Source organism: uncultured Moraxella sp. (assembly GCF_945873075.1).
Taxonomy (GTDB): domain Bacteria; phylum Pseudomonadota; class Gammaproteobacteria; order Pseudomonadales; family Moraxellaceae; genus Moraxella.
This window is the reverse complement of the sequence record NZ_CAMCBS010000005.1, coordinates 64,016-77,470: the sequence shown is the minus strand read 5'-3', so window position 1 is coordinate 77,470 and position 13,455 is coordinate 64,016. Positions and strand designations below refer to the sequence as shown.

The following is a 13,455-nucleotide window of genomic DNA, read 5'->3' as shown; positions in this document are numbered from 1 at the left end:
TTTTCATATCCTTAGGCAAGATATCGGATATAAGGTGCGATAAGGGATGGGATTAAATAGAAAAATCGTTATCCGATGACTGCTGTGTCTGCTGTGTGTGTTGATTACGCAGCTTGTCTCGCAGTTTATGCCCTTTTTGGCTGCTGAATTTGGGTGCTTTGGCGTTGTAGCCGTGTCGTGCTTGCCAATCTCGCACCGTGCGATAGTGCCAAAATAAGCGAAAGGCAATGCCGAGCACGATACTGGTAATGATAGCAGATAGGACAAGCCCAACCACCATCGCCTGCCACGAAAAAATCTTGTGATGAGTAAAAGGATTCACACCATCAGCTGTCGCCCATAGCGTCAAATCGGTCAAAATCATGCCAATGGCACGCAGTCCGATGAGCGGCTCACCAAGTAGCAGTGCACCCAATGAATACGCAAGCCAAAACACGGGAATACCTGTCAAAGGATTGGTAATCCAAGTCAAAGCAACCGCCATCGGGATATTGGCACGAGCAATCAATGCACCGATGATAGCAAGTGGCATCTGCCCGGGTAAAGGAAAAAATGCTGCCAAAACACCGACATACACCGCACGATTGAGTGAGTTGCGGTTCATCTGCCATAGACGCGGGTCTGCCAAAAACGGCGCAAACATCGCCACCAAGCGATTTTCACGCAATTTTTCAGGTGTGGGTAGCCAGGCTTTGATTTTATTCTTTGGCATGGGCTGTCGGCAACATGGATAAAGTGGAGATTATAACAAAATTTTTGCCACAAAACGACTGCTAAGCGTTGCTTTTTGGTAATTTATCCTGACGGCTCATGTATTGTGCAATGTATTGGTGATGCGTGCATGATGATGGCATTGTCTTTGATTGTCCGTCGGTAGTTATGGTGATTATGACTTGGCTGTGATACAATGCACGGATTGAATAAGGATAGTATATGACTGATAAAATCAAAATCGCCACCCCAAAGCCGTCTGCCAAAGCCAAAAAAGCACTGATTTGGATTGACCTTGAGATGACGGGGCTGGATACTCAAAACGATGAAATCATCGAGATTGCCACCATTGTCACCGATGATGACCTAAATATCCTAGCCGAAGGGCCGGTACTCGCCATCAAAGTCAGCGATGTGGTGCTAAACGGCATGGATGACTGGAACAAAACGCAGCATGGGCAGTCAGGGCTGATTGACCGTGTACGCCGTAGTAAGGTGACTTTGGCGGATGCTGAAGCGCAGACCATTGAATTTCTATCAAAATGGGTGGATGCAGGCATCTCACCGATGTGTGGTAATTCCATCTGCCAAGACCGTCGTTTTTTGGCTCGCCAAATGCCAACGCTTGAGCGGTATTTCCACTATCGTAACCTAGATGTTTCAAGCATCAAAGAGCTGTGCTATCGCTGGCGTCCTGATGTCGCCAATGGCTACCAAAAAGGCGGTACACATCTGGCGCTTGATGATATTCGTGATTCGATTCGTGAACTGCGCCATTATCGTGAGCATTTTTTTAAGTTGTTGGATTAAGCTTTTTAAATTGGAAAAATTAGAAAAATTAATATAAGCTACTTGATTGAATAATGCGTATCTTGCGAAAAAAAGCGAATGGCTGATGGCTGTTCGCTTTTTTTATGGATAAAGTGAGAAAATTGGCAAAATGCACCAAATCCATTTTACGAGCTAAAACTTGCCAACATAACTTCATCACCAATCAATAGCCCGATTTCTGCCGTGATGTGCTTGCCATCATCTCGCCAGTCACCAAGCACGATGCGGGTTTTGTTATCAGTATGATGTACGGCAGGGCGGTGCGTATGTCCGTGAATGAGTAGTGTGCAGTCGCTCATGGCATGGCGCACGGCATCATTATTAACATCCATGATGGTGTAGGATTTGGCTGCTTTGTCTTGGCTGGATTTGTGTTTGATGTCTTGACCGAGCTTTGAGCGGATGGATAAAGGCAGACGCAATAGTAGCCACAGCACCACAGGATGGCGGATGATGGCACGGTATTGCTGATATTTAGTGTCGTCGGTGCACAGTGCATCGCCATGCTCTAGGCGGATGCGTGCGTGAGCGGTGGTCAGATAATAGGGTTCGCTGATGATAGCACCGCCAAAGACTTTGGTTAGGCGATTGGACAGTGTAAAATCCCGATTGCCATGCATGACAAAGAGTTGCACCCGTTTATCTGCCAATTTTTTTAGGCTCATCAGCACAGGTGTTAGCCAGTGCTTGGCTCTGGCAGTCTCATCAAGTGATAAATACACATCATCGCCAATCCACGCATCCAGCCAATCACCCAAAATATAGACACTGCCAAGATTTGGTAAGACGCACAAATCATCAATCAGCCGAATAAACGCACGGCACAAGTGGGGCGTGCGTGCCGATAAGTGCAAATCGCTAATAAAAACCGCCTGAATTTCAGACGGCTTTGTGGTAAAAAAATAATCAGTCGAATGCATTATTTCTTAACGACTTTGGCGCTGTTGATGACGATTGGCTCGGTCGGTACATCCGCATGATAGCCAAAGCGACCTGTTGGCACGCCTTTGATTTGGTTCACAACATCCATACCTTCGATGACTTGACCGAATACCGCATAGCCCCAGCCTTGTGGCGTTGGGCTGGTGTAGTTTAGAAAATCGTTGTCACGCACATTAATAAAGAACTGCGCTGTCGCTGAATGTGGGTCAGAAGTACGAGCCATAGCGATAGTGCCGGTGTTGTTTTTTAGGCCGTTGTCCGCTTCGTTTTTAATTGGCGTGCCAGTGCGTTTTTCGTTCATATTGGCGTCCATACCGCCACCTTGAATCATAAAGCCGTCAATCACACGGTGAAAAATCAAGCCGTCATAATGGCCTGACTCAACATAATCGATGAAGTTGGCAACGGTTACAGGCGCTTTTTCGGCGTTTAGCTCGATGACGATGTTACCATAAGTGGTGTCAAATTCTACAATTGGCATATCCATGACAAATCCTTAAAGTGGGTGAAAATTTCGGCTATTATAGCACAGTTGTCCGATAAATATGGGGATGATTTTGATGATTTAAAGAATAAATCCGCCAAGAAATGATTCAGTAAAATTGCTGATTAAATTGCTGATTAAACAGATGAAAAATCATGCCAATTATGCTAAAGTATCAAGGTTTATTTTGTGTTTATTGATAATAATTTGGACAAACAGATGACAACTGCTAACGAGTTACCCGAAAAAAACGACTTTATCCGAGCCATCATCCGTGATGACCTACAATCAGGCAAGCACGAGAGCATTTTGACCCGTTTTCCGCCTGAGCCGAATGGCTATTTGCACATCGGTCATGTCAAATCCATCTGCCTAAATTTCGGCGTGGCAGGCGAGTTCGGTGGTGCGTGCAATCTACGCTTTGATGACACCAACCCAACTGCCGAAAAACAAGACTATGTCGATGGCATCAAAGAAGATGTCAAGTGGCTTGGCTTTGAATGGGCGGGCGATGTGCGTTATGCGTCAAGCTACTTTGAGCAGCTGCACGCTTGGGCGGTACAGCTGATTAAGCAAGGCGATGCCTATGTGGACTTACAAAGCATCGATGAAATTCGTGCCAATCGTGGCTCATTCACCGAAGTGGGTAAGCCATCGCCACAGCGTGATGAGAGCGTGGAAGTGAATTTGGCTCGTTTTGACGACATGAAAAACGGCAAATATCCTGATGGCGGTGCAGTACTGCGTGCCAAGATTGATATGGCGCACCCAAACATGAATATGCGTGACCCTGTCATCTATCGTGTGATGCACGCCCATCACCATCAGACAGGTGATGACTGGTGTATCTATCCGATGTATGACTTTGCTCATCCGCTGTCGGATGCGCTCGAAGGCATCACGCATTCGTTGTGTACGCTTGAGTTTGAAGACCATCGCCCATTTTATGATTGGGTGATTGAGAAAGTGGGCTTTGACAACCCGCCACATCAGTACGAATTTAGCCGTCTGAATATTGATCATACCTTGACCAGTAAGCGTAAACTTAAGCGTCTGGTGGATATGGGTGTGGTGTCAGGCTGGGATGATCCGCGTATGCCGACGGTGGCAGGTATGCGCCGTCGTGGTTATACGCCTGATGGCTTGCGTGATTTTTGTGAGCGTGTGGGTATCACTAAATCTGATGGCTTAGTGGATCATCGCATGCTTGAATTTAGCGTGCGTAAATCACTCGAAGACACTACCGCTCGTGGCATGGCAGTGTTGCGTCCGCTGAAGGTGACGATTACCAACTTTGATGAAGCGGTGGCAAAATTTGCTGAACTCAAAAACCCAAAAACCGTCGCCGACTTTGATGGCGAAGTGCTATGGCTAACACAGCCAAAGCATCCATCGCTTGACATGGGTGAACGCCGTATTCCATTCACCAAGACCATCTATATCGACCAGACTGACTTTGAAGTCGTGCCACCGGCAGGCTACAAGCGTCTATCGCCCGAAAATCCTGAAATCCGCCTGCGTAACAGCTATGTGCTCAAGGTCAATGAGCATAAGCTGGATGAAGCAGGTCAAGTGGTCGAATTAATTGCCACCATCGATGAAAATACACTGGGTAACAACCCAGAAGGTCGCAAGGTCAAAGGCGTCATCCACTGGGTGTCAGCCAGTCATGGCGTCGATGCGGTGGTGCGTCTGTATGAGTATCTGCTGCTCGAAGATGATGAAATCAGCGATGTCAGCCTACACGAAAAAGAAATTATCGATGCCGATACCGATGCTGATACGCTATGGATTAAACAACATCTAAACCCAAACTCACTCACCATCTGCCAAGCGGTGGTTGAGCCTGATTTGGCAAAAGCAGCGGCAGGCGAGCGTTTCCAATTCGAGCGTGAAAGCTACTTTATCGCTGATGCCATTGAGCACAATGCCGACTTGCCGGTATTTAACCAAATCGTCGGGTTAAAAGACAGCTTTAAGCCTGAATGATGTGATAGTTTATTTTACAGTTAAGTGAATACCCCAAAAGCCTTATTCGGATGGATAAGGCTTTTGTTTTTCTAGGTGAAAAAAATCAAGCCATCATCTGATAGCTTGATTTGTATTGATATCAATCAATTGGATAATTTACTCAACCTGACTGACATCACGCACTGCCCCTGTATCAGCAGATGTTGCCATCGCTGCATAGGCACGCAAAGCTTGTGAGACATAGCGTTCACGATTGGCGGGTTTCCACGCCATCTTGCCACGAGCTTCCATCGCTTCACGGCGTTTTGCCAATTCTTCATCTGATACATCCAAATGAATACTACGATTTGGGATATCAATATGAATGGTATCAAACTCTTCTACCAAGCCAATCGCACCGCCTTCGGCAGCTTCAGGGCTGGCATGGCCGATAGACAGACCTGATGTGCCCCCGCTGAAGCGACCATCGGTGAGTAGGGCGCAGGCTTTGCCTAAGCCTTTTGATTTGAGATATGAAGTTGGGTAGAGCATCTCTTGCATACCAGGGCCGCCTTTTGGACCTTCGTAGCGGATGATGACGATGTCACCAGCGACGATTTGGTCGTCCAAGATGGCAGCCACAGCAGAGTCTTGACTCTCAAAGACGCGGGCACGGCCAGTGAATTTTAGGATGCTTTCGTCCACGCCTGCGGTTTTGACCACACAGCCACGCTCGGCGATATTGCCAAATAGCACCGCAAGTCCGCCGTCTTGGGAATAGGCGTGCTCACGGCTACGGATACAGCCTGACTCACGATTGACATCGAGATTTGACCAGACTTTATTTTGGCTAAAGGCTTGGGTAGTGCGTACGCCACCTGGTGCTGCGATATACAGTTCACGAGCTTCGGTATTGTCAGGGTTCATGATGTCCCACTTGGCAAGAGCATCGGCAAGCGTCGCGCTGTGGACGGTTGGCACATCAGTCTGTAGTAGCCCTGCGCGGTCAAGCTCGGCTAGAATGCCCATCACGCCACCGGCACGGTGCACATCTTCCATGTGGTATTTTTGGGTAGCAGGGGCGACTTTTGATAGGCAAGGCACTTGACGAGATAGGCGGTCAATGTCTGCCATCTTAAAGTCCACGCCTGCTTCGTTGGCGGCGGCCAGTAGGTGCAAGATGGTATTGGTCGAGCCGCCCATAGCGATATCTAGGCTCATGGCGTTTTCATAAGCGGCTTTGGTGGCGATTGAGCGTGGTAGCACTGATGCGTCGTCTTGTTCATAATAACGCTTGGCAAGCTCAACGATACGGCGACCTGCTTCCAAGAACAAATCACGACGCTTGGCATGAGTAGCAAGCAGTGAGCCATTGCCCGGTAGTGACAGACCAAGCGCTTCGGTCAAGCAGTTCATTGAGTTGGCGGTGAACATCCCTGAGCACGAGCCACAAGTCGGGCATGCTGAGCGTTCGGTGGTGGCGACATCGCTATCACTGATTAAATCATCAGCAGCATCAATCATCGCATCGACTAGGTCAAGCTTACGCACCTTTTGACCATTATCATCGGTTACTGTCTCATGCACGGTATGACCATCACCAAGCGTGCTTGCTAGCACCTTGCCTGCTTCCATCGGGCCACCTGAGACAAAGATAGTCGGGATATTTAGGCGCATGGCAGCCATCAGCATACCCGGGGTGATTTTATCGCAGTTTGAGATACAGACCAGCGCATCAGCACAGTGAGCATTGACCATGTACTCAACACTATCAGCAATCAAATCACGACTTGGCAAGCTATATAGCATACCGCCATGACCCATCGCGATGCCATCATCGACAGCGATGGTGTTAAATTCTTTGGCGACACCGCCAGCCGCTTCGATTTCACGAGCGACTAGTTGACCTAAGTCTTTTAGGTGCACATGACCCGGGACGAACTGCGTGAATGAGTTGGCGATGGCGATGATTGGCTTGTTAAAATCATCATCCGTCATACCGGTGGCACGCCATAGCGCGCGAGCGCCTGCCATATTGCGACCAGCGGTAGAAGTCTTGGAGCGATAAACTGGCATAATCTGTCTTCCTATATTATTTGCCGATGAGGGCAGTGAGTAAATTATCACTTATTTTAGCATTTTTATTGACAAAATGATGCTTGATTTTGTTTGCAATTGTCATAAATTTTGGTTATCAATTGGCAGTGGTTGTCGGACGGATGGCAGATTATTTATAATTTTTATTGATAAATTACAAAATAAAAACAAACTTTTATATATCCAAAAATTACCCCAATTTTCAATCACTTATCGGATAGTACAATATCAAATGTGACTGATTAATCAGATATATTGTATCATAAAATTTGCAATCAGTTGATTTTATTGATAATCTGTATTTCTACTTAGCGAGATTTGCAGATAGATTTTTAGTTGTATTTTTTCGGCAGTGACGCTGATTGATAGATTTATTGGAAAGTATCAATAATACAACTAAAAGTCCATCATCATCCACCAACAGATTGATGGGATAGTTTTATGAATAACACAAAAAATCAGTCCACCGCACCCCCGACAGCACATCAAGCGGACGCAGTGCGACGTGGCGTGACGATATCTAAATTTGGTATCTTTCCTAAGGTAAGCGTGCCTGTATTTGCGATTTCAGCAGCGTTGATTGTAGTTTTTATGCTGTATGGGGCGGTATTTAGTGAGCACGCAGGGCAGTTGTTTGGGCAGGTGCAGTCGCTGATTAGCACGCATTTTGGCTTTGTGCTCATTATTTTGATGAATACGGCGCTCGTGTTTTGTGTGTATCTGGGCTTTAGTCATTATGGCGATATTCGCCTAGGGCATCAGACGGAGACACCGCAGTATAGCTTTGGTTCGTGGATTGGGATGTTGTTCTCGGCAGGGATTGGCATTGGGCTGTTGTACTGGGGTGTGGCTGAGCCTTTGTATCATTTTGTTGCGCCACCTGTGGCGGATGCGCAGACGGTAGAAGCCGCCAAGCAAGCGATGATGATTTCGTTTTTGCATTGGGGGCTACACGCTTGGGCGGTCTATGCGGTGGTGGCGTTGTCGCTTGCGTATTTCCATTATCGTCGTGGCTTGCCGCTATCCATCCGTTCGGTGCTGTTTCCCTTGATTGGTCAGCGCATCTATGGCGGCTGGGGTCATACGGTGGATATTTTGGCGGTGTTTGGTACGATTTTTGGGGTGGTGACAAGTCTGGGTCTTGGCGTGATGCAGCTTGAGACAGGGCTTGTGCAGATGCTTGGTATCACACCAAGTCTGACGCTCAAGGTAGCGCTGATTGCAGGGATTACCGCTTGTGCGGCGTTTTCTGTGATGGCAGGCTTGGACAAGGGTGTGAAGCGATTAAGCGACATCACCATCATTGTGACTTTGGCACTGCTTGCCTTTATCATCATCACAGGCCCGACGCAGTTTATTTTTGATAGTTTTGTTGAGAATATTGGCAATTATGCTGGCAATCTGATTACGCTTGGACTGTGGAATGAAGCTTATAGCGACAGCGACTGGCAGGCGAGTTGGACGGTGTTTTATTGGGCGTGGTGGGTGAGTTGGTCGCCATTTGTGGGCGTGTTTATTGCGCGTATTTCTCGTGGTCGTACCATTCGTGAGTTCTTGTTTGGTGTGCTGTTTGTGCCGATGTTACTGCTGTTCTTTTGGTTTACGGCATTTGGTGGCGTGGCGGTGCAGATGGCACTCGATGGCAACATAGGCTTGGTCGAAGCGGTACAAGCCGATTATGGCAGTGCGATTTTTAAGCTGATTGAACAGTATCCATTGACCAAAGGCTTGATGGTCGTGATTTTGATGATGATTGTGCTGTGGTTTGTGACATCGGCAGATAGTGCAAGCCTAGTCGTCGATATGCTGACCGCTGGTGGTGAGACCGACCCGCCGAAGGTTCAGCGACTGTTTTGGGTGACATCCGAAGGGGTGATGGCAGCGGTGCTACTGACGGCAGGTGGCTTGACAGCATTACAAGCGGCAGCGATTGTTGCAGGTGCACCGTTTGCCATCGTGGTGTTTGTGATGATGTACTGCCTATGGCGTGGCTTGGGTCGGGATAGATTGACCCTGTATCGCAATAGTCAATGGTACATCACCCAAGAGTCCGCCGAGCACAATTCAGCCAATGAACTGGCGGATGAGCATCTGCTCACAGGGCCATTGGCGCTACCTGATGATACGGACAATAAAGTATAACAAGTACGCAAACCCAATGGTAAATGGCTATTGGGTTTGTTCTTGATAAGTTGCCATCACTTTATCAACTATCGCATCATGCACAAAGCGAACCAGCTCTGGGGTATTGCTCTTGATGGTGTTGATGGCGTGCGTGGTGGCGAGCGCATGAGCATTGGGCAGTCTGACATAGCCATCATGTGGCTCGATGGTTAGCATCTCATCATCCATATCAATGCTGATTAGCTTGTGCTTGCTGCTTTTGTGCAGTAGATTGACCGTGCCTGTCAGTTGCCATTTTTGGGCTTCTTGTTCCACCAAAGTTGCAATGTCTTGACCATAGATGGCTTGTGATAATTTGGCAGTATTGGTGAATGATAAATGTAGTGCTAATGGCAAATCATCATTGACAATCACCACCGTGCCACTGATTTTGATATGATATGCTGCTCGTATCGTACCCGATGCCAAGCCAAGCAAGTGATTGGCTTCATCGGCGGTCATTAGGGTGTTAATCTGTCTTAATAATTCAGGACTTAGCGGTGTATCTGCTTTGATATCATCATCCAAGCTGTCATAATGTGCCAAGAACATCTGTGGCAAGTCACGATTGATAGTGAGCGTTGTCAGCTTGATGTTATGCACCCGAAATACAAAAGCATCATTTTTTAGAAGTTCTTGTAAAACAAATTCAGGCGTATCAGTGGTTTGTGTCATGTCAAAAACTTTTAAACAAAAATACTACTATAACACAAAGGCTATGCTAAAATATAGTTGTTTTATACGCTATTCGTGTGAGTTTAATTCAGTAAAAAAAGGAGCAAAAAATGACGATGGTCTATGATGAGAACAATATTTTTGCCAAGATTTTGCGTGGTGAAACCCCTTGCCATAAGGTCTATGAAGACGACAAAACGCTTGCCTTTATGGACATCATGCCAGTGGATACCGGCCATGTGCTTGTCATTCCAAAATGCCAAGCAGTTGAGCTGTCAGATTTGCCTTGTGAATACGCCTGTGCGGTGTTTAAGACCGCCCAAAAAGTGATGGCGGCACAGCGTGCGGTGTTTGGCGTACAAGGCATCGTACAAATGCAGCTTAATCACTCGGATGCAGGACAATCGGTGTTTCATTATCATATGCACCTTGTGCCGACGCATTTGAGCAACATTGCCAAGCACGAAAGCAAAATGGGTAATCAAGATGAGCTTGCTAAGTTGGCAGAAAAGCTACGCACCGCTATCGGTGAATAATCGCCAAATAGCTATTTGATAAAAAAATAAAAAGCCAACAAAATCAATGTATGAACCGCACTCCAAAGGTTGTCTAACTTTTGGGGCGCGGTTCAATTAGCACGCCTTTTGATATCATGACAAAAAAATGAGATGAACAGGTTAATTTGATAAATAAGCTGTATCGTATTCGATTAATTTACCCGCCTTATGGATTTCATCTTTGATGCCATGTTTGTTGGCATAAGCTTTAAAATAGCCGTATTTGCCATCAGTGCTGAATGTGTACAACACGCCAGCGGGAATGTTGGTGTATTGGCAGAAATAGTAGGTGCCTTTGGGGTGTGATTTGGTTTGGATTTGGCAATCATGCTGGCGATTGATTTGCTCATCGTGCAGGCGTGAATTTTTGAAATTTTCAAAATTCAAATTAGCACTGAGTGCTTGACGCTCAATGATTAAGCCTTGATCGCCATTTTGATATATATACTGAGTGCCAAGATTTGCTTGGATGAGATTATAAAGCTGACCATCAAAAGTTCGAGCGTTACCTGAAGTTGCCATCAAAAAGTTATCAATTGATTTGGCAGAACATCCTGCTAACCCCAAGCTTAGGGCAAGCATGCCATACATTGCTAAATTTTTCATCAATATATTCCTTTAGGTGAATCAAGCAAAATCACGTTGTTTAATGTAAGCAAAGTGATTTTGCTTAGGTTTATCTAAAAAAGTTTACCCCTCACGGCAAGCTTGGGTCAATCAACCCACAAACGCACGCTCAACCACATAATCGGCAGGCTCGCCCATGCGTGGTGAAATGGTTAGACCAAAGCCATCCAAGATAGCGCAAGTGTCGTTGTTCATCGCCATGCTACCGCAAATCATCACACGGTCGTCGTCTTTGTTCATCACAGGCAGACCGATGTCTTCAAATAGCTTGCCTGATTTCATCAAATCAGTCACACGACCGGTATTTTTGAACTCATCACGGGTGACGGTTGGGTAATAGATGAATTTTTCACGCACCCATTCGCCAAAGATTTCATCATTTGGCAATTCATTCTCAAAGAAATCACGATACGCCAAATCATCAACATGACGCACGCCATGCACTAGGATAACTTTTTCAAAGCGTTCATAGACTTCAGGGTCACGGCATAGTGACAAGAATGGTGCAAGACCTGTGCCTGTAGCGAGCATATACAGGTGTTTGCCTGGCAGTAGGTCATCTAGCACGAGCGTGCCGGTTGGTTTTTTGCTGATGAGTAGCTCATCACCGACTTTGATGTGCTGTAGGCGAGAAGTCAGCGGGCCATCAGGCACTTTGATTGAGAAAAATTCCAGCTCTTCTGCCCAGTTTGGACTAGCGATAGAGTACGCGCGAGCCAATGGCTTGCCATCGACCATGATACCAATCATCGCAAATTCGCCATTACGAAAACGAAGACTATCGCCACGGGTGGTCTTGATGGTGAATAGGCTATCATTCCAATGATGCACATAAGTGACGGTTTCTGTGATAAACTTTGACATAATAATCTCTTATTATTGGATACTTGGCAATGGATATGCCAATGATTGAAATTTTGGCTATGATAGCGAGTTTTTACCCAATGGTTTAGGGTAAATTTGGAATAAGCACCGTTTATTTTAGCATAAATAAGAAAAATTCTCTATGACTACTGTTCAATTGCCCATCATCGGATATCATCGCTCGCCATTGGTGCAAAAATTTGGCGCACCAAGACAGCCCAATCTTGTGGAAGTGGCAAGCGTGATTGAGTTTGTACCGCCGTATGATACGCCGTCTGCCTTTGTTGGGATTGAGAAATTCAGCCATCTGTGGGTGATGTGGCAGTTTCATCAGAACAAATCACAGGACAATTTTCGCCCGCAGGTACGCCCACCCCGTTATGGTGGTAATGATAAGGTGGGTGTGTTCGCCACTCGCAGTATGTATCGCCCGTCAGCGATTGGCTTGTCAGTGGTGCGACTGTCTCGAGTGGAGATTATCCAGCATCGGGTGCGACTGCATATCATCGGTGCGGATATGGTCGATGGCACGCCGATTGTCGATATCAAGCCGTATCTGCCCTTTGTTGATAGTGTACCTGATGCCATCAGTGGCGAGATCGATGTGCCGACGACCAAGACGGTAGCTATGACAACGCAGGCAAGTACAGACTTTGATACGCTATGCCAAGACGGTAGGCTTGCGATGATAGACAAAAGCATTATCCAACATCTCATCGCCCAAGACCCACGAGTGGCATATCGTCAAGCTGAAATCGAAGTGACTAGCACCATGCGTTATGGAGCGGTGGATGTGGATTTTTGGATGGATAAAATGGGTGTGATGGTTATCACAGGCTTGCGAGCGGTGGATGAATAATGATGGTGAATAAGCAAAATTAAGATAACAAAAAAGCCCTTATCGCTGATAAAGGCTTGATAATACGGTGGTGCCCGGGGCCGGACTTGAACCGGCACGCTCAAAAGAGCGAGGGATTTTAAATCCCTTGTGTCTACCAATTTCACCACCCGGGCAAATGTCGCTTGCTCAAATAATTGATGCGTCGTTACGCAAAATCATCAAAACAAACTGGTAAACCAAAAAATGGAGGCTGGAGTCGGAATCGAACCGGCGTACACGGAGTTGCAGTCCGCTGCATGACCACTCTGCCATCCAGCCATTAAGTGCTAGCTATATTACCAAAAATTTTCAAAAACACAAGCAAAATTTTCAAAAATTTTAGAAAATTCATCCAATGTCCGTGCTTTGCACACATTTTTTGGCAAATTGCAAGACACATTTTTGTCATTATCCACAAAAATAGTGCAAAAATTCTCATTTGCCAATGATGTAATAAGGTGTATAATACAAGGATTTAACTCAAGTGATTGACAATTTTAAATTCATAATGTGATATTATATCAATTTTATCATAATTATGAATACAAAATTCATAAACTTAATCGATTTTTTTAAAAGTTTTTTGAATTGAGTTAAAATTGTTCAATTTAAATTGGGTTGGTGGTTCTGTAGCCATTAAGTGGTTTTAAGGTTTTGTCTGTTTTGGGTAATTG

Annotated in this window: 12 protein-coding genes and 2 tRNA genes; 5 read left to right on the top strand and 9 right to left on the bottom strand. The window is 46.0% G+C overall.

Going from position 1 to position 13,455, the window contains the following annotated elements:
- Positions 1–52: 52 nt before the first annotated feature.
- Entirely contained in the window at positions 53–712 is a 660-nt protein-coding gene (locus Q0N89_RS03000) for a DUF2062 domain-containing protein (protein WP_294033319.1), read from the bottom strand.
- 221 nt (positions 713–933) lie between these two features.
- Between Q0N89_RS03000 and orn the strand changes: the two genes are divergently transcribed.
- Positions 934–1,521: an oligoribonuclease gene (gene orn / locus Q0N89_RS02995; protein WP_294033318.1), complete on the top strand. Its 588-nt coding sequence runs from the start codon at positions 934–936 to the stop codon at positions 1,519–1,521.
- A gap of 146 nt (positions 1,522–1,667) precedes the next feature.
- Here the strand turns inward: orn and Q0N89_RS02990 are convergent, their stop codons facing one another.
- Both Q0N89_RS02990 and Q0N89_RS02985 read right to left on the bottom strand, forming a co-directional pair.
- Complete coding sequence (locus Q0N89_RS02990; protein WP_294033317.1) at positions 1,668–2,462, bottom strand: UDP-2,3-diacylglucosamine diphosphatase; 795 nt, start codon at positions 2,460–2,462, stop codon at positions 1,668–1,670.
- Positions 2,462–2,971 (bottom strand): peptidylprolyl isomerase, encoded by a 510-nt coding sequence (locus tag Q0N89_RS02985; protein WP_078253462.1) that lies wholly within the window; start codon positions 2,969–2,971, stop codon positions 2,462–2,464. Before Q0N89_RS02985 ends, Q0N89_RS02990 begins: the two co-directional genes overlap by 1 nt.
- Before the next feature lie 216 nt (positions 2,972–3,187).
- Between Q0N89_RS02985 and Q0N89_RS02980 the strand changes: the two genes are divergently transcribed.
- Positions 3,188–4,957 carry a glutamine--tRNA ligase/YqeY domain fusion protein gene (locus tag Q0N89_RS02980; RefSeq protein ID WP_294033316.1) on the top strand — a complete coding sequence of 590 codons (1,770 nt, stop codon included), beginning with the start codon at positions 3,188–3,190 and terminating at the stop codon, positions 4,955–4,957.
- Positions 4,958–5,095: 138 nt separating this feature from the next.
- Here Q0N89_RS02980 and ilvD read toward each other — a convergent pair whose 3' ends face one another.
- On the bottom strand, positions 5,096–6,994 hold the full coding sequence (ilvD, locus tag Q0N89_RS02975) for a dihydroxy-acid dehydratase (RefSeq protein WP_294033315.1): 1,899 nt from the start codon (positions 6,992–6,994) through the stop codon (positions 5,096–5,098).
- Positions 6,995–7,456: 462 nt separating this feature from the next.
- On the opposite strand from ilvD, the gene Q0N89_RS02970 reads away from it, so the two are divergent.
- Positions 7,457–9,157: a BCCT family transporter gene (locus Q0N89_RS02970; protein ID WP_294033314.1), complete on the top strand. Its 1,701-nt coding sequence runs from the start codon at positions 7,457–7,459 to the stop codon at positions 9,155–9,157.
- Positions 9,158–9,184: 27 nt separating this feature from the next.
- On the opposite strand, the gene Q0N89_RS02965 is transcribed toward Q0N89_RS02970, so the two are convergent.
- Positions 9,185–9,853, bottom strand: a complete 669-nt coding sequence (locus Q0N89_RS02965) for a hypothetical protein (protein WP_294033313.1) — start codon at positions 9,851–9,853, stop codon at positions 9,185–9,187.
- Between the two features lie 110 nt (positions 9,854–9,963).
- Here Q0N89_RS02965 and Q0N89_RS02960 point away from each other — a divergent pair, with 110 nt between their 5' ends.
- A complete protein-coding gene (locus tag Q0N89_RS02960) occupies positions 9,964–10,389 on the top strand; it encodes an HIT family protein (RefSeq protein WP_294033312.1) in 426 nt (141 codons plus the stop codon).
- 141 nt (positions 10,390–10,530) lie between these two features.
- Here the strand turns inward: Q0N89_RS02960 and Q0N89_RS02955 are convergent, their stop codons facing one another.
- Together Q0N89_RS02955 and Q0N89_RS02950 are read right to left on the bottom strand one after the other, a co-directional pair.
- Positions 10,531–11,016, bottom strand: coding sequence for a hypothetical protein (locus tag Q0N89_RS02955; protein WP_294033311.1), 486 nt, complete (start codon positions 11,014–11,016; stop codon positions 10,531–10,533).
- A gap of 111 nt (positions 11,017–11,127) precedes the next feature.
- Positions 11,128–11,901 carry a ferredoxin--NADP reductase gene (locus tag Q0N89_RS02950; RefSeq protein ID WP_294033310.1) on the bottom strand — a complete coding sequence of 258 codons (774 nt, stop codon included), beginning with the start codon at positions 11,899–11,901 and terminating at the stop codon, positions 11,128–11,130.
- Positions 11,902–12,043: 142 nt separating this feature from the next.
- Here Q0N89_RS02950 and tsaA point away from each other — a divergent pair, with 142 nt between their 5' ends.
- Positions 12,044–12,760, top strand: a complete 717-nt coding sequence (tsaA, locus tag Q0N89_RS02945; protein WP_294033309.1) for a tRNA (N6-threonylcarbamoyladenosine(37)-N6)-methyltransferase TrmO — start codon at positions 12,044–12,046, stop codon at positions 12,758–12,760.
- Positions 12,761–12,828: 68 nt separating this feature from the next.
- Here tsaA and Q0N89_RS02940 read toward each other — a convergent pair.
- Positions 12,829–12,915 (bottom strand) — tRNA-Leu (locus Q0N89_RS02940).
- A 71-nt stretch (positions 12,916–12,986) separates the two neighbouring features.
- A tRNA-Cys gene (locus tag Q0N89_RS02935) sits at positions 12,987–13,060 on the bottom strand.
- Between the last annotated feature and the right edge of the window lie 395 nt (positions 13,061–13,455).